General features: G+C 40.1%; 25 protein-coding genes. 11 read left to right on the top strand and 14 right to left on the bottom strand.

The window, feature by feature from the left end; genetic code table 11:
* Positions 1–281 precede the first annotated feature (281 nt).
* The 3 genes from E4T80_RS09835 to E4T80_RS09825 form a co-directional block, all read right to left on the bottom strand.
* On the bottom strand, positions 282–557 hold the full coding sequence (locus tag E4T80_RS09835) for an HNH endonuclease signature motif containing protein (protein WP_209304376.1): 276 nt from the start codon (positions 555–557) through the stop codon (positions 282–284).
* Between the two features lie 120 nt (positions 558–677).
* The gene (locus tag E4T80_RS09830; protein ID WP_135057938.1) at positions 678–1,133 is read right to left on the bottom strand and encodes an antiterminator Q family protein; all 456 of its coding nucleotides are present in this window, start codon (positions 1,131–1,133) and stop codon (positions 678–680) included.
* Entirely contained in the window at positions 1,126–1,701 is a 576-nt protein-coding gene (locus tag E4T80_RS09825; RefSeq protein WP_135057936.1) for a recombination protein NinG, read from the bottom strand. Before E4T80_RS09825 ends, E4T80_RS09830 begins: the two co-directional genes overlap by 8 nt.
* Positions 1,702–1,847: 146 nt before the next feature.
* Between E4T80_RS09825 and E4T80_RS09820 the strand changes: the two genes are divergently transcribed.
* The 3 genes from E4T80_RS09820 to E4T80_RS09810 all read left to right on the top strand — a co-directional run bounded on the left by E4T80_RS09820 (position 1,848) and on the right by E4T80_RS09810 (position 3,263).
* Positions 1,848–2,090 carry a type II toxin-antitoxin system RelB/DinJ family antitoxin gene (locus tag E4T80_RS09820; RefSeq protein ID WP_135057934.1) on the top strand — a complete coding sequence of 81 codons (243 nt, stop codon included), beginning with the start codon at positions 1,848–1,850 and terminating at the stop codon, positions 2,088–2,090.
* The gene (locus tag E4T80_RS09815; protein ID WP_135057932.1) at positions 2,080–2,367 is read left to right on the top strand and encodes a type II toxin-antitoxin system RelE family toxin; all 288 of its coding nucleotides are present in this window, start codon (positions 2,080–2,082) and stop codon (positions 2,365–2,367) included. Before E4T80_RS09820 ends, E4T80_RS09815 begins: the two co-directional genes overlap by 11 nt.
* Positions 2,368–2,636: 269 nt before the next feature.
* Entirely contained in the window at positions 2,637–3,263 is a 627-nt protein-coding gene (locus tag E4T80_RS09810; protein ID WP_135057930.1) for a P22AR C-terminal domain-containing protein, read from the top strand.
* A gap of 43 nt (positions 3,264–3,306) precedes the next feature.
* Here E4T80_RS09810 and E4T80_RS09805 read toward each other — a convergent pair whose 3' ends face one another.
* The 5 genes from E4T80_RS09805 to E4T80_RS09785 are packed head-to-tail and all read right to left on the bottom strand — an operon-like array spanning position 3,307 to position 5,951.
* On the bottom strand, positions 3,307–3,759 hold the full coding sequence (locus E4T80_RS09805) for a DUF1367 family protein (protein ID WP_228064884.1): 453 nt from the start codon (positions 3,757–3,759) through the stop codon (positions 3,307–3,309).
* Positions 3,759–4,289, bottom strand: coding sequence for a DNA N-6-adenine-methyltransferase (locus E4T80_RS09800; RefSeq protein ID WP_135057928.1), 531 nt, complete (start codon positions 4,287–4,289; stop codon positions 3,759–3,761). The genes E4T80_RS09805 and E4T80_RS09800 overlap by 1 nt, the downstream gene beginning before the upstream one ends.
* The gene (locus E4T80_RS09795) at positions 4,286–4,963 is read right to left on the bottom strand and encodes a replication protein P (RefSeq protein ID WP_135057926.1); all 678 of its coding nucleotides are present in this window, start codon (positions 4,961–4,963) and stop codon (positions 4,286–4,288) included. Before E4T80_RS09795 ends, E4T80_RS09800 begins: the two co-directional genes overlap by 4 nt.
* Entirely contained in the window at positions 4,960–5,718 is a 759-nt protein-coding gene (locus E4T80_RS09790; RefSeq protein ID WP_135057924.1) for a helix-turn-helix domain-containing protein, read from the bottom strand. The genes E4T80_RS09795 and E4T80_RS09790 overlap by 4 nt, the downstream gene beginning before the upstream one ends.
* Complete coding sequence (locus E4T80_RS09785; protein ID WP_135057923.1) at positions 5,715–5,951, bottom strand: helix-turn-helix domain-containing protein; 237 nt, start codon at positions 5,949–5,951, stop codon at positions 5,715–5,717. Before E4T80_RS09785 ends, E4T80_RS09790 begins: the two co-directional genes overlap by 4 nt.
* Before the next feature lie 171 nt (positions 5,952–6,122).
* On the opposite strand from E4T80_RS09785, the gene E4T80_RS09780 reads away from it, so the two are divergent.
* Positions 6,123–6,371, top strand: a complete 249-nt coding sequence (locus tag E4T80_RS09780) for a hypothetical protein (protein ID WP_135057921.1) — start codon at positions 6,123–6,125, stop codon at positions 6,369–6,371.
* On the opposite strand, the gene E4T80_RS09775 is transcribed toward E4T80_RS09780, so the two are convergent.
* Genes E4T80_RS09775 through E4T80_RS09765 form a run of 3 tightly spaced genes read right to left on the bottom strand, consistent with a single transcriptional unit; the run spans position 6,349 to position 7,340 of the window.
* Entirely contained in the window at positions 6,349–6,585 is a 237-nt protein-coding gene (locus E4T80_RS09775) for a hypothetical protein (RefSeq protein WP_135057919.1), read from the bottom strand. The two genes, E4T80_RS09780 and E4T80_RS09775, sit on opposite strands and share 23 nt — an antisense overlap.
* Before the next feature lie 42 nt (positions 6,586–6,627).
* A complete protein-coding gene (locus E4T80_RS09770; protein ID WP_135057917.1) occupies positions 6,628–7,101 on the bottom strand; it encodes a phage regulatory CII family protein in 474 nt (157 codons plus the stop codon).
* Positions 7,102–7,151: 50 nt separating this feature from the next.
* A complete protein-coding gene (locus tag E4T80_RS09765; protein ID WP_135057915.1) occupies positions 7,152–7,340 on the bottom strand; it encodes a Cro/CI family transcriptional regulator in 189 nt (62 codons plus the stop codon).
* Between the two features lie 99 nt (positions 7,341–7,439).
* Between E4T80_RS09765 and E4T80_RS09760 the strand changes: the two genes are divergently transcribed.
* The 5 genes from E4T80_RS09760 to E4T80_RS09740 all read left to right on the top strand — a co-directional run bounded on the left by E4T80_RS09760 (position 7,440) and on the right by E4T80_RS09740 (position 10,659).
* The gene (locus tag E4T80_RS09760) at positions 7,440–8,093 is read left to right on the top strand and encodes a LexA family protein (RefSeq protein WP_135057913.1); all 654 of its coding nucleotides are present in this window, start codon (positions 7,440–7,442) and stop codon (positions 8,091–8,093) included.
* Positions 8,094–8,101: 8 nt separating this feature from the next.
* Positions 8,102–8,401 (top strand): DUF4298 domain-containing protein, encoded by a 300-nt coding sequence (locus E4T80_RS09755; RefSeq protein ID WP_135057911.1) that lies wholly within the window; start codon positions 8,102–8,104, stop codon positions 8,399–8,401.
* Between the two features lie 127 nt (positions 8,402–8,528).
* On the top strand, positions 8,529–9,491 hold the full coding sequence (locus E4T80_RS09750) for a hypothetical protein (RefSeq protein WP_135057909.1): 963 nt from the start codon (positions 8,529–8,531) through the stop codon (positions 9,489–9,491).
* A gap of 3 nt (positions 9,492–9,494) precedes the next feature.
* A complete protein-coding gene (locus tag E4T80_RS09745; protein ID WP_167740717.1) occupies positions 9,495–10,052 on the top strand; it encodes a hypothetical protein in 558 nt (185 codons plus the stop codon).
* Between the two features lie 361 nt (positions 10,053–10,413).
* Positions 10,414–10,659, top strand: coding sequence for a hypothetical protein (locus tag E4T80_RS09740; RefSeq protein ID WP_135057905.1), 246 nt, complete (start codon positions 10,414–10,416; stop codon positions 10,657–10,659).
* On the opposite strand, the gene E4T80_RS09735 is transcribed toward E4T80_RS09740, so the two are convergent.
* On the bottom strand, positions 10,652–10,921 hold the full coding sequence (locus tag E4T80_RS09735) for a CRISPR-associated protein Cas2 (RefSeq protein WP_135057903.1): 270 nt from the start codon (positions 10,919–10,921) through the stop codon (positions 10,652–10,654). The two genes, E4T80_RS09740 and E4T80_RS09735, sit on opposite strands and share 8 nt — an antisense overlap.
* Before the next feature lie 336 nt (positions 10,922–11,257).
* On the opposite strand from E4T80_RS09735, the gene E4T80_RS13270 reads away from it, so the two are divergent.
* Positions 11,258–11,380 (top strand): hypothetical protein, encoded by a 123-nt coding sequence (locus E4T80_RS13270; protein WP_265588431.1) that lies wholly within the window; start codon positions 11,258–11,260, stop codon positions 11,378–11,380.
* Positions 11,381–11,722: 342 nt separating this feature from the next.
* Here the strand turns inward: E4T80_RS13270 and E4T80_RS09730 are convergent, their stop codons facing one another.
* Both E4T80_RS09730 and E4T80_RS09725 read right to left on the bottom strand, forming a co-directional pair.
* Entirely contained in the window at positions 11,723–12,226 is a 504-nt protein-coding gene (locus E4T80_RS09730) for a PH domain-containing protein (protein WP_135057901.1), read from the bottom strand.
* A gap of 143 nt (positions 12,227–12,369) precedes the next feature.
* Positions 12,370–12,849 carry a hypothetical protein gene (locus E4T80_RS09725; protein WP_135057899.1) on the bottom strand — a complete coding sequence of 160 codons (480 nt, stop codon included), beginning with the start codon at positions 12,847–12,849 and terminating at the stop codon, positions 12,370–12,372.
* Between the two features lie 80 nt (positions 12,850–12,929).
* Here E4T80_RS09725 and E4T80_RS09720 point away from each other — a divergent pair, with 80 nt between their 5' ends.
* The gene (locus E4T80_RS09720; RefSeq protein ID WP_135057897.1) at positions 12,930–13,124 is read left to right on the top strand and encodes a hypothetical protein; all 195 of its coding nucleotides are present in this window, start codon (positions 12,930–12,932) and stop codon (positions 13,122–13,124) included.
* Positions 13,125–13,346: the final 222 nt, after the last annotated feature.

Below are 13,346 nucleotides of genomic sequence, written 5' to 3'. Positions count from 1 at the left end.
GACAGCTCAAAACTGGTCAGTATTCCAGCGGAGTTATTCCCTTGCGGTGTTGTATTCCTCACACTGTCGATCATTGATAAATTATCTATCTCTTTTTCTGCCTGCAATAAACTTGATAATGGCGGTCAAGCCTACTGGATTTCAGGTACAAAAAAATCACACTAACGGGGTGAGTTGAGATAACCGATACTGATAATGCTTTTTGAGAGCAAAGGAATAGTAATACAAAAGCCCTACTGATTGCAATAGGGCTTTATACTTAAAATTAAATTTCCTAATAATTACTTATTGCCTTTCTTTCGATTAGCCGTCTTCGATAACACCTGCAAATTACTACGGGCGTTAGAGCCACCTTTAGATAACGGCTTTTTGTGATCGACCTCTTTTCCTTTCAACGCCGATTTACCGACTTCCTTTTCCATTACTCGCCGAGCTTTGTTTCGAGCAGAGCGATTAGCAATCTGTTCCGGTGTACCGTGATAGGTGCGGTATTCTTTGTCGTAATCACGATCACGAGCAGGCTTTGTTGATTTCTTTTTTTGACATAAAAATCCCAATAAAAAAGCCCCAAGCATTTCTGCTCAGGGCGGTAAATTCGCTTTGTTGAACATCACTTACACGACGACCAACATTGCTGATATATTAGGTTATTTACCTACCGATTTCAAGAGAAATTTTTAGTTAAAAGTAAATTTCTTTAATTTTGCTGCATTTTGATGATTTTTAAGTGCAATATCGAGAAATTTAGCGATAATCCACTCTGATGCTTGAATACTTTCCCTCACTCTTTTTTGCCAAGTTTTAAATTTAACAGACTTATCTCTCGTCCAATGATACTTCGCAATCGCATATACTGAACACCCAAAAACATATTTTGCCTCCAAATATTTATAATCCTGCGGACACGGATTTTTGATACAGTAACCAATCACCGAGCTCATCACCAAACCTAACTCATCACAACACATCTCACGTTCCGGCAATGTAATACGTTCAGGGTCGGCAGACATCATCAGTTTTGCAATCATATTCATACGGCTTTCAAAATCCAGTCCGCTGAATACCCAAGCTCCCCACTGTTCTAAATGATTGACTACCCACGCCTGCTTAGGTTCTTCCAATAGTTTAGCCACCCTGCAACTCCTTTACCTTCGCTTTGTAAACATTGATCAAATCCTTAATCTCGTCCACCGTCAGCTTCAACGGCGGGTGGTCGTGCCGCTCCAGCCATTCCACTTTATCCAAACCAATTTTAGCGATGAGATTTGGGCGGTACATCGGAATATTCCCACTCAAATAATCATTGCACTGGCTACATTGCTTGTGTACATTCAGCTCGTTAAATCGGAGTTCCGGTGCAGCTTTAGTTGTCCGGTAATGCCCTGCGTGCCATTGCACCACATTAAAACGCCCGCACGAAATACACGGCAAATCGGCATCACGCAAGCGGATAAACTGATTAAAGACTTTCTGTAAATCTTTCAACCACTCGCTACGAGTTTTCAGTTTCTGCAACCGCTCCCGTTTCTGCAATCGCTCGGCTTTTTCTTGCTTTCTTCGCTTTTCTTCCGCCTTTTTCTTACCCATTGCCATTGCACACTTCACCGAGCAGACCTGCTGTGTGCTTTGAAACTTCGTATAGTAATCACCGCATACTTTGCATTTATGCTGCTTCGGCGGCTTATTCTTTCGTCCGATCATCAAATCACCCCATTCACCAAGCCGACAGCGATTAGCACAAGTGCCAACCAACCTTTTAATTCATCCTTAATCATTTCTCTCCTCTTGCGTTGCATTACAAATCGCATTACAATACACCATCATTTAATCACCAAAAGGATGACACAATGGCAACCATCAACGTCCGCCTAGATAACGAACTCAAACAACAAACCTACGCCGTCTTAGCTGACCTTAACATCTCACCAAGTGAAGCTATTCGCCTTTATTTCCAGTACATAGCAGACAATCGCCGTTTACCCGTTAAACAGGTTGTACTTGATGATGAAGATGCAGAGTTAATCCGCATCGCTAAACATCGCCTTGAAAACCCTCAAGGCTTCGTTGAGGTCAGCCTAGATGACTTATAAACTCGTTTTTGAAAAACAAGCGCTTAAAGAATGGCAGAAACTCGACCACACCATACAAGCACAATTTAAGAAAAAGCTCGTCAAAGTATTAGAAAATCCCGAGATCCCCGCTAATCGCCTCCGAGAAATTCCCAACGGCTATAAAATTAAGCTAAGAACCTCAGGCTATCGCTTAATTTATCAGGTTGAAAATTCACAAATAAAAGTCATCGTATTAGCTATCGGCAAACGAGAACGCTCGCAAGCCTACGAAACGGCAAAAAGCCGATTAACTTAATCCCTACGCTTGACAAGCTCCACTGTTGAGCGTAGGATTATTTCCAAGTTTTAAAGGGGTCGTAGCCTTTACTACTTGTCACTTACAAAAGCGGTATCAATTCACCACCGTAAGCGTGATTTTTTTGTATCTATTTTTTATCAATGCCGAGTGGGCGACGAATAAAAGACCCGAAAGGGGAATAAGTCCAGCTGTTTCTTTTGTGCAGCCTACGAACCACTTGGCAACCCTATCTAATCTCGTAGATTAAACACAAAAGGAGTAGACTTATGTCTCAATTAACTTTCCAATCAACCACACTTCAAACTATCAACCGTAATAACCAAACTTACATTTATGCTACAGATCTAGCAAAAGCTCTTAAATACGCTGATACAAGCTCCGTATTGCGAATTTACAGCCGTTATGAAGATGAATTTACCGCTGATATGTCATTCTCGGTCAATTTGACCGTGAACGGAATTAACGATAGCCAACGTCAAATTCAACAACGCATTTTCTCCCTTCGTGGTGCTCACTTAATCGCAATGTTTGCCAGAACACCCGTAGCAAAAGAATTCCGAAAATGGGTACTGGATATTCTCGACAGAGAAACGGCACAACTGCCAATACCCCAACCCGAACCGACTTACTCCCTTGAGATCACCAAAGACGACATCCACGATCTCGTCTGGCTTCTGTTCTCCCACGAACAAATGCGACAACTACTCGGCTCACTGATTAAGCCACTCGAAATGCTAGGCTCTCGCTATTCAGGTCCGGTCTATGGCAACTACACCGAATACAAACGCTGTTACAAAGACTGCCTCCCCCTTATCAAACGTTGCCTTGAACCGCTTAAAACCACTCAGCCGATTGAATGGGAACGGCTTAACCAACGTCTTGCAAATTTCTAACCTCAAACGACCGCTTGCAAACCGCAGGCGGTTTATTTCTCCCTCAAAAAAAGCTCATTAACCGATTGTAAATCATCGGGTCATCACACCCTTTGAATACGGTTCGCAATGCCGCATTGATTAACGCCTTATAGCACTGCTCAAATTCATCTTGTTCCATATTGCCGTAGCTGAGGCTTTGGGCTTCAACCCGCAGGCTTCCGTCTAATTTGTAAGTTACCTCTTTATAGCCGGCAAGCACCGTCAGATTTTTACGGAACGTCTCGAACTGCTTACGCTCGTCAAAGTATTTCCACTGCGTTTTATCCGCCGACCAATGCTCGAAACAGAAATTGAAGAAGGCGAAGACCTTGCGATGAAAGGCAGGATTGCGGACCTGCTTAATCTCAACTTCATACTGTTCACCGTTACGGAATTTTTGTAAGGCATCGGCTTCCATCTCCATTGCCGGCACAAAGGTGCCACCGGCTAATTTCATCATTTGGAATTTAGCCATTACGCCTCACCGCACTGTTTCACAAAATCCAACTCCACCTGCCGTGTGATAAATCCTTGCATATACGGATCGAACACGGCAACCATTGAGCCTTTGTTATTGCCTTTTACTTCGTTGCCGTCTGGGTCGAGAAAGTTAATCCGACCACCGATGATGTCGATGACTTCGGTAGCGTGTTGCTGAATTACGCCATACCATTTTGTACTTTTATCCGCCGGTAGTAGCATCACCACCAAATAGCCTTGTTGTTTTAGCTCTGCCGCCCGTTTCACAAACGGCAACGGGTTTGAATAAGGTGGATTGACGAAGTAGGCAATATCCTCATCGGTAAACTCCGCCACAATACTTAACGGGTTGAAATCTAAGAAATCGGGAAACAGTGCCATTACGCCATTGCCGATATAGCTCTCAAATACCGCATTATCTTCACTCGCACAGCCATCAATCCAGTTATGCCACCAGCCTTGTCGGCGGCGTAGCCAATTCACGAAGTACGGCGGTGTGCGGTAAGTATCTTTGTCAAAACTCATTTTTGCTTGCCTCCCAACTGTTTCAGCAATCCGCCGAAAAATGCACTCACCTTGTCTTTATCAATCACACGCACCTGTTCAGGTAGCGTAATTTTCGGTTCGGGGATTGGCTCACATCGTTTGAGGCGACCTGCCATTTTGTCTAATGCCTTTCCAATCTCGGATCTTAACGTTTTCTCGCTCCACTCCCCCGCTCGGCAACGCACATACAAGTCCGTAATCAGCCAATACTCAGCGTTGCTTTCAAACTTAAACTGCCCGATTTCTTCAATGCCAAACCGCATAAATGCGTGTAATCGGCGATAGAGTTTATCTTCGTCCGGTAAGCCAAGAGCTTGGTAATCTTCCGCTAAGCACCATTCGATAAACTGCCCAATAGACGGTAAAAAGGGGCTTTTCGATTGCTTGCAACGCTCTAGTCCCCGTGCAAGCAGTTTCCAGTTACGGATTTTGGCGTTAATCAGCTCCTCAAGCCAAAATGCCTTAAACTCGGCAATAGACGTTTCAGTCGGCAAAGCACTTCGCCACGCGGGGAAAATCAATGTCAGCCGTTGGAATAATTTATCCATTACCTCGTGAGCCTGTGGCGTAATTTCTACCGCTTTTGTCGGCAGGTGGTAGTTCGGCTCGCTGCCGACTAAGGGCTTGTTTGATAAGTCGGTAACGGATTTCATAGTGCGTCCTCCCGAACATAAATCATCCGCCCTTTCGCCCAATTGCCGGAATTGTCAAACGGGTCTGGCGAATTACAAGCGGGACGATTAGACGGATTTTTGGCAAATCCCTGAGTGTTCGACATACATCGCCCATACCAGTCGGCATTAAAGCCTTGCCAGTTACGCTCAATCGAAATTGCGATAGCTTGTTGAATAGGAATTCCTGCCTTGTCAGCTTCCCGCTGAAATCCATCAAGGGCAGTTTTAGTGATGGCTGCTCGTTTGGCTTTTCGGTGGGCAATGAAATCGATTGCCAATTGTTCGGTAATTCCAAACTGTTCAAGCAGAGCCAACGCTGAAGTTTTTTGCGTAGTTTTTTTAGGTTCATTGACTGGTTCAAAAGAGTGACTGGTTATGGGTGCAGATTTTTCACTACCCCCTAGTGCAGAATTTTCACTAGGGTGGTGCAGATTTTTCACTCCCCCTAGTGCAGAATTTTCACTAGGCTTATCAAGGTGTAATTGATACAAATTCGAGCTAGAACCGTCTTTGTTCTTACGTTCTTTTTTAGAAACAAACCCCATTTCAACCAACGTATCAATATGGTTGATCGCACTACGGCGAGAGATTTCACACTGGTCAGCAATGTATTGATAGCTCGGAAAGCACACGCCATCATCGTTAGCGTTGTCAGCTAATTTCAATAACACCAATTTGCGAGCAGGATTGCCAATTTTGCATTGCATCGCTTTGACCATTAACAACATACTCATTCTGCCACCTCAATAAAATACTGCTTCACACGCTTGCCGCTTGGCACTGTGATAAATTCATCACAGACCGCATAGCCACGATCACGCAAATCTTTAATGCGTGCCGAAAGTCGTAAGCAAGCAAATTTCTCTAATGCCTCAAGCGAAGTAATCCGCCCGCCGTTTTGCATAAATGCCAAAATTTGAGCATTTTGGCTTTGACTTTGTTTTTCATTCGGGTTAATATTTTCCATAGATTCGAAAATCTCCTTGTGAGTGTAATTAGCCACCGTGTCAGCGGTGGTTTTTTATTGCTCAATCGCCGGTCTTTATTTAGGCTTGCACCGGCTTCAAGCACCTTCTTGTCACCACAACTCAAAGGATTTATACTTTTCCTAACCACAACTCAAAAACAGGATTAGGATATGAAAAAACTTTCTCGTGCTGATGCACTAAAACTCGCAGCTTCTATCTTGCCTAAAGAAGAAATCATCAAAGCACTCAAACAAGAAAAAAGCGTTGTACATATTGATGATATTTATGATCGGCTCACCTCAGAGCTATTTTCTCTGGCAAAAATTATTAACGCCCAATATGAGTTGCTATATAGCCATACATCAGATGATAATGATGAGGTTTCGCCAGACCCCATTACTGATTTTGTTTCCCCTTAAATACCGCTAACTCCCGATAATAGCGGGGCTTTCTTTCAATCAAATCAGATTCAAGGTTAAGTGCCGCTACTTCTTTTTTCATATACTCCAAAAATTTTTGGAACGTATCGAAAGGGCTTACTTCACCTTCTGGATGGCGGACTTTGATGTCGTAATATTCACGAAAGTCCATTCCATCAATTTTCATTTTCAATTCATAAGTCACATTTAGCATTATGTTCTCCTTATTATTTAATTACCGATAAGCAATGGTTTTTTATTGTCCCAGTTCCCATTTCAGGCACTGCACGCTGTCTTGCAAGCGGTTTAAAATGTCTAATAATTCGTGAATTTCCTTTCGTGAGAGGTTTTCACCTAGTTCAGAGTCCGGCGAAATCGAACGGCTGTATTTCCCGCATAACTGCCCTGCCTGAGAAGATAAATTCAGCACTTCTCTAAGCTGATCAACAGAATTATGCTGGCACGTCGGCATTGGTAACAATGTGCAACCGACCTCACGGGCCATCATCTCAACAACGTTTCGGCTTTCTGTCAGTACAATCAACTGCACGGCATCCATAAAACCGAGCTTATTCTGCTCTACGTTGATATTGAGTTCGTTAGCCAGTTTCTTCTCACACTTGCCCAGCCCTAATGCCAGCGATGAAATCCCGCCACGAGCCGTTTTACACCGTAGCTGCAATGTCTGCTGTATTGGTGCAAAGCTGTGATCGCTCTGTAATTCGTTCATAAAAAATTCCTGTGTTTTCTTGAAGATTTCAGAAGGGGAAATCGGGTAAATTAGCTGCCAGTAATACGATACAAACTCTCATTCACTTTTAATTTGTTACCTGTGAGAGTTTGTAAGCGGTAAGCATTCTTTTCGGGGATCACCTCTCCCCATTGAGAAACAGCTGCCACTGTAATGCCTAGAACTTTTGCGACTTCGCTCATTTTTTTGAAGTGTTCTAAAACATCTCTTTTATACATAAGCATTCCTTTTATTTAAGAATTCTTAAAATAATAACACTAAAGGAAACTTTAGTAAATAAGAGTTAAGATAACTTAACAAATTCATTGAGGTTTATAATGGAACTAGATACGATAGGGCAACGTATTAGAGCCCGTAGGAAAGAATTGAAACTTACACAAAAAGATGTGGCTAAAGCGATTAAAGGGGTTTCTCACGTTGCTATTTCACAGTGGGAGTCTGATACAACTAAGCCAAACGCAGAAAATATCTTTGATCTAGCGATCGCTCTTGAATGTGAATTAACGTGGCTACTTAAAGGTGAAGGCAATGTATCGAAAGCAACGCCAGCAACGCAAGGTACAAAAGTGCCGATTATTAGCTATGTACAAGCAGGGATGTGGACGGATATTTGCGACAGATTTAATTCTACAGGCTATGAATACCTAATGACTGATCTTGAAATTTCAGAATATGGATTTGCCCTTGAAATAACCGGCGACTCAATGGAACCAGATTTCAAGGAAAGTGATTATATTATTGTTGATCCTGAAGAAAAACCCGCAACAGGTGAATTTGTTGTCGCTATCAATGGTGATTATGAAGCGACATTTAAGAAATACCGCGAAACTGGAGAGGTCGATGAGCTTGGCAGAGTACACTTTGAACTCATTCCACTAAACCCTGATTACCCCAAAATGTATTCCAATAAGCAGGAAATCCGCATCATCGGAACAATGATAGAACACCGGATTTATCGGAGAAAACGCTAGTAACAGCAATGCAACAGAAAATCCAACAAGCTCAAGATAACTACGGGCGATTACTCGAATTACAGAAAAAGCTGGCAGATAGCCTAAAAGATTGGCAAGAGGCTACTAAATTAGCCAAAGAGCTTGAAACCTTTTACCAACAGCCCGAATGGATAGAGTTACACGATAACTCAGAAAAATATACCTTCGACACCAAAGGTAATTACAGCGTATTGTCAGAAGATACGATTTGGAATGCCTTGTGGGAGCAGAAGGAGCTGGCAGGTGAAGTAGCCGACATCGCAATCAATATCTTACGAAATAAATAGAGAAAAATATTGATTATGCATAGAGCAGAAGCTGGATTTTTGGTATAGAGACAAGAAAAGGGATAATTTTATTACCTCAACGCCAGAAGTTAAATTTTGGGGAGATTATTTTAATAAGGTTCTTGTAATGAGTATTTTATATAGTGATGACAGACGTTTTACTTATTCTTGTGAAGTAAAAATAAGTTCAAAAGATGATATTAGTTTTTATATTCCAATTTCCGAAATTGTGAATTATCTAAAAGCTAATTTCAAACAAATTGTATATAAAAGAGATAATGGCAACTCAATTTATCGCATTCTTCAAGCAAAGCTTATTCAAGATAGATATTTAGTCTTATTTCTACAATATATAAATAGAAATGCTTCAGACCCTGCGTTCGCAGATACTATTACAGGAAAATCTCGCATTGTGAAGAAAAATACGAATGAAGGGGGAGCTTGTGCTGCCCACTTGGTAATTGATACAAACACACTAAATACACTATTTCCAAACTGTTTTACTGCTTCACTTGAGGAAATGCAAGGTTTGAGTAGAGGTGCAGTCGAAGATTTATTAAATTACGCAATTCGAAACATTGCTTATCAAGATCCTAACGATAAAAATAAAACGCATAAACCACAAATAAATATTACTTTCCTTGCTGCAAATAATTTTGAAGAGCAGCTGGTAACAGGGAAAATTAAATCTGTTACAGCATTTAAATATGAGGCTTTTCAATCAGGAGCGTTAGATCCTGATGAAGATGAAGAAACAAGAATTCAGTATAAAGAAACCCATAGATTAGAATTCGGGAAAGTAAATACAGGAATAATAAATGAAACGTTTAATAAATTAGCAAAGCTTGCAAAATTTTCAAAAAGTAAGGGTTACGACAGATTAAAAGTAACTCACGAAGTTGATCACAAAACTCAAAGCAGTGATTATAATCTAGATAAGGTTGAACAATTAACCAACGAACAGACAGCACAGGATATCAGAGTATCTCCATTCGCAATGAAACAGCGAATTTTGCTTGATAAACCTATTTATCTATGCGACCATAAGTGGCACAGTGAACTTATCAGAAAAATGATTGAATTTATTTAAAATATGAGAAAGCTATTAGCACCTCTAAATTATTTGAGAATTTTTCATAAGGAAAAATTCTATTTTGATGTGCTATTACCAATCATTCTAACTTCTTTGATTGTGGTGGCAAACTACTACCTGCCTCAAAAGCTTAGTTTGCTTGGAGATAAAGGATTTGTAGCCATTGTGAATGGAATATTGCAAATCCTAACAGGTTTTTATATTGCCTCACTAGCAGCAATATCTACTGCCTCTCTGCCTCGGTTAGACGAAGAAATGAGAGGGGAAAAGCCAATTTATCTTTGGGGAAAGGAAAAACCTATAACAAGGAGAAGATTTTTAACTAGTTTGTTTGGCTACCTCTCTTTTGTAAGTCTAATTACTTATTTTATCGGCGGATTAGCACAAATAGCTGAACCTAATATCATAAATTTAATAAGTAAATATGAAGTAAGCTGGATTTTTAGTGGTCTAAAAATCACTTACTTACTAATTATTTGTAATCTTCTTTTCGTAACTATATTAGGCTTATTCTTTATGATTGAAGATAATATCAATAAACCAACCTTACCCCATTAAGCTGCCCTCTACGGGCGGTTTTCTTTACCCTCTCCCCATTACTTTAACCCCAAACTTAATTCCCAAAGGGCAAAATCTTGCCCTTTTTCACCGATTTCAGCCTCAAGCGTTCCCACAAAGCTCAAAAAACAAGCAATCAAGTAAATAACAAAAAAAGTAACTCTTTGATAAATAAAGTATTCTTAAAATAAGTTAAGAAATATTAAAATTTTAGCTTGTCATTTAATTTAAGATAACTTAAATTACACCCATCAAAACAAACAACCCAGCAGGCGAAAGCCGAGAGACAGCAGAGACGGTGGTTTGAATGTTCTTTAAAAATTGAGTGTATGGGTGAGTGTAATAACCAAGAGGAAAAATTATGCAAACTCAAAATGACGACGATGTAAGAATTGTTCCAACAGAGCATAAGTTCAAACTAACCTTTTCTTGTCAAATTGATGATGAAGTACTTGTCAATAAAACAGTCGAGTTTAGCGATTCACGAACGTATATGATTAAACATCAAGCTGCTGAAATCATCAAACAGCTTGAAATGTTGAAGTTAAATAATGAACTTGATGAAGTCTTTGATTTTAAAGGTATTAGCTCTGCCGGTATTAGGTAAATAACCTCGCTAATTCATCAGATTTTTTGCCTTGCAAGATCCACGCAGTATCTTCTGTGAGTTCTGTGGCGATGATTTCATCATTTTCATCAAGATACTCTTTTAAATAAGAAGTTATCTCAAACGCAGATGATGATGTTTGTATGACGAAAACAGAATCGAGAATTTTCAAAGCACTGCGATAGGTTTTAATGGCTTTAATAAGGTCTGAATAATCCTTATCGAAGTTATTCAAATCATAGCTGATTAAGTAATTTTTCATAGTGTGAACCTTTTAGTTGTGTTTAAGGAAATCACATTATACCCCTGCCTTTCGGGGTAAAGAAAGGCACTCTCACCCATACACTCAATTTTAGACAATTCAGAAATAAAAACATCCCAAGCGGTTATCAAGTGCGATTGCTTAAACAGGCAGATAAAAAGCCCTGCCAGCTTGATAAACGTTTAGTCTTACGTGAAAAATCGCCGTGAGGGCGAATTGGCAACGGAACCATTGGGGTGACAAGTAGGCGTACAGTTCGGCAACGGCAGTGAATCGTGAAGCATAGTGCGACTTACTTAAACGACCGCAGGATTGTGTCGGTCAAGCACAATCACCGTGAAAACGACTGCGGTCGCCATTCAAAACAGCATTGACAGAGAACCTGCGACCTTGTTCGTCAAAGCGGATTTATCGGCTACGACCGACAATCTCAACGGGAAATGCAAAGTGCTGTTCTGAATGGACACGTGAAAGCCCACGAAAAGCAGGCTTGACGCAGCAGAGCTGAATTAGCCCCACCGATTAGGTGGATATGATTCATTACCCTCAATTAAGTTCCCACCGAAAACAAATAATCGGTGCTGCAATGAGGGGCAGGTGCAAGTTAAAAAGTAAGGAAAATTAGGTTAGTAAATTCGTGCGTGCGTTCCCCTGTATGTGCGTGATACAGGGGACATTCCCAACCGCACTTTTTCAGTCGGTTTTGTTTGCACTAAGTTGGGTTTTACGACTGATTGAGTGCGGTTGCGGAATGGTAAAAAGAGAAATCGACATAGTCGATAGCCCACTCCGCTGCCCACTTTAACAAGTGGGCTTTTTATGTATCTCTGTTCGATATTTATTAAAAATAAAAGCTCGAAATGAAGCCGTAAGCAAATACGAATTAAACATAGGATGAAATAACTTCACACTAATAATACCCTTAGAAACTAAATTTATCGCTTGAGCGTTTTTTAATTCTAAGGGTGCACCGTCTTGGCTTACCAATTTTTCGACAATTGCTAACTCTTCTGGAGAAAGTGTTGCATAAATCTTTTCCCACGCACGAAATGCTTTCCACCGCTTAAAACGTGGATAACAATAATTTTCTATTACTCTACAGAAAAGAAATACTCCACTAGAACACACAAATAAAAAGCCCCAATAAATTCCCATAGGTAATATTCTTGGTGCAAGGTAATAAGCAGCCATCTCATAAGGAATAGCGAACCATAACAGACCAAAAGTCAAGGTAAAGAGGAACATAGCAGTTAATGAAACCTTATCAATCAAGTGAATAACTATCTTAGAAAATGAATCCCACATACTGAAATCTCCTGTTTTGATGAATGATAATTAGGCACTACCATTCTAGCACAGGATAGGGGATTTCAGTATGTAGGATATTGACACCACCGCCCTTTGTTCTAGACTATATCCAATTTCAACAGAAAGTCAGCAAGCCACAATTATGTGGCTTCTTTTGTATCTATTGCAATATTAACGGGCTTTCCCCAACGAAATGGGAAATGTTCAGATTTAAATAATAATCTCATCGAATAAATCGGTTTTTGATAGCCTTTTAAATCAATAAAAAATTCAATGATAGGTTCTTTTTCTAATTGCTGGTAACAAGATTGAATAACAATCCCCAGATTTTCCTTATTCAGTTCATCAATCAGCTGAACATCACCTCGTCCAAGAATATCAACGCCTTTAAACTGAGCGTATAACGGATAACTTGACTGAATGTTTTCAAGCAAATAAACGTGCTTTATCCGCTTTGGATAAAGTGTAACACGATAAATCCGAGATGAAAGAACCCTAAATACAGTAAAATGGCACGCTGGCATTCTTGATTGAATAATATTATTCATCCAAACCACAAAACCCCCAATAACCCCAAGCACAGCACAAACCGCTGTCACTACACTCGATATTTCGGACATAGCAATCTCCTTGCTGTAAAAAATAATGATTAGACACCACTATTCTAGCACTGGGAGATTGCTTTTAATAGGAAGGCAAAATGAATCCCCTAAACCTCGGCAAACTCATCGCTATTTTGATGACACTCATTATCTTAATTATTAGCATTTTCCAACCGACTAATTTAATTCACGCTGTCATCACAATGCTAATGGCGATTTTCCTTGCGATTGAAGACAACAAAAAAATCAACCTGCATATTCACTACCACGAAAAGCGGGATAAATCTCATTGACAAAAACTAAAAACCGCTCTACGATATTGTCGCTTTCAACAGAAAGTCAGTAGCCACATTAAGTGGCTTTTTTTGTATCTAATGAGGTGAGATGTCAATGATCTTCCAAAATTGAACCACAAAGATCCTTTAAAAGTGATCCACTTTTATTATTTCTTAATTACGATGTTTAAATCGATAAGATTCATTACCCGTTTCTAAAATATGGCAATGGTGAATTAA

The organism is Muribacter muris (assembly GCF_004569585.1).
GTDB classification, from domain to species: Bacteria; Pseudomonadota; Gammaproteobacteria; order Enterobacterales; family Pasteurellaceae; genus Muribacter; species Muribacter muris.
Note: the sequence above shows the minus strand (reverse complement) of the source record. Positions and strands in the feature narration are given on the sequence as shown.

What these genes read in the sequence shown, in the direction of transcription:
- E4T80_RS09825 (WP_135057936.1), bottom strand. Translation starts at nt 1,701, where the DNA reads ATGATCGGACGAAAGAATAAGCCGCCGAAGCAGCATAAATGCAAAGTA.
- E4T80_RS09820 (WP_135057934.1), top strand. Translation starts at nt 1,848, where the DNA reads ATGGCAACCATCAACGTCCGCCTAGATAACGAACTCAAACAACAAACC.
- E4T80_RS09815 (WP_135057932.1), top strand. Translation starts at nt 2,080, where the DNA reads ATGACTTATAAACTCGTTTTTGAAAAACAAGCGCTTAAAGAATGGCAG.
- E4T80_RS09810 (WP_135057930.1), top strand. Translation starts at nt 2,637, where the DNA reads ATGTCTCAATTAACTTTCCAATCAACCACACTTCAAACTATCAACCGT.
- E4T80_RS09805 (WP_228064884.1), bottom strand. Translation starts at nt 3,759, where the DNA reads ATGGCTAAATTCCAAATGATGAAATTAGCCGGTGGCACCTTTGTGCCG.
- E4T80_RS09800 (WP_135057928.1), bottom strand. Translation starts at nt 4,289, where the DNA reads ATGAGTTTTGACAAAGATACTTACCGCACACCGCCGTACTTCGTGAAT.
- E4T80_RS09795 (WP_135057926.1), bottom strand. Translation starts at nt 4,963, where the DNA reads ATGAAATCCGTTACCGACTTATCAAACAAGCCCTTAGTCGGCAGCGAG.
- E4T80_RS09790 (WP_135057924.1), bottom strand. Translation starts at nt 5,718, where the DNA reads ATGAGTATGTTGTTAATGGTCAAAGCGATGCAATGCAAAATTGGCAAT.
- E4T80_RS09785 (WP_135057923.1), bottom strand. Translation starts at nt 5,951, where the DNA reads ATGGAAAATATTAACCCGAATGAAAAACAAAGTCAAAGCCAAAATGCT.
- E4T80_RS09780 (WP_135057921.1), top strand. Translation starts at nt 6,123, where the DNA reads ATGAAAAAACTTTCTCGTGCTGATGCACTAAAACTCGCAGCTTCTATC.
- E4T80_RS09775 (WP_135057919.1), bottom strand. Translation starts at nt 6,585, where the DNA reads ATGCTAAATGTGACTTATGAATTGAAAATGAAAATTGATGGAATGGAC.
- E4T80_RS09770 (WP_135057917.1), bottom strand. Translation starts at nt 7,101, where the DNA reads ATGAACGAATTACAGAGCGATCACAGCTTTGCACCAATACAGCAGACA.
- E4T80_RS09765 (WP_135057915.1), bottom strand. Translation starts at nt 7,340, where the DNA reads ATGTATAAAAGAGATGTTTTAGAACACTTCAAAAAAATGAGCGAAGTC.
- E4T80_RS09760 (WP_135057913.1), top strand. Translation starts at nt 7,440, where the DNA reads ATGGAACTAGATACGATAGGGCAACGTATTAGAGCCCGTAGGAAAGAA.
- E4T80_RS09755 (WP_135057911.1), top strand. Translation starts at nt 8,102, where the DNA reads ATGCAACAGAAAATCCAACAAGCTCAAGATAACTACGGGCGATTACTC.
- E4T80_RS09750 (WP_135057909.1), top strand. Translation starts at nt 8,529, where the DNA reads ATGAGTATTTTATATAGTGATGACAGACGTTTTACTTATTCTTGTGAA.
- E4T80_RS09745 (WP_167740717.1), top strand. Translation starts at nt 9,495, where the DNA reads ATGAGAAAGCTATTAGCACCTCTAAATTATTTGAGAATTTTTCATAAG.
- E4T80_RS09740 (WP_135057905.1), top strand. Translation starts at nt 10,414, where the DNA reads ATGCAAACTCAAAATGACGACGATGTAAGAATTGTTCCAACAGAGCAT.
- E4T80_RS09735 (WP_135057903.1), bottom strand. Translation starts at nt 10,921, where the DNA reads ATGAAAAATTACTTAATCAGCTATGATTTGAATAACTTCGATAAGGAT.
- E4T80_RS09730 (WP_135057901.1), bottom strand. Translation starts at nt 12,226, where the DNA reads ATGTGGGATTCATTTTCTAAGATAGTTATTCACTTGATTGATAAGGTT.
- E4T80_RS09725 (WP_135057899.1), bottom strand. Translation starts at nt 12,849, where the DNA reads ATGTCCGAAATATCGAGTGTAGTGACAGCGGTTTGTGCTGTGCTTGGG.
- E4T80_RS09720 (WP_135057897.1), top strand. Translation starts at nt 12,930, where the DNA reads ATGAATCCCCTAAACCTCGGCAAACTCATCGCTATTTTGATGACACTC.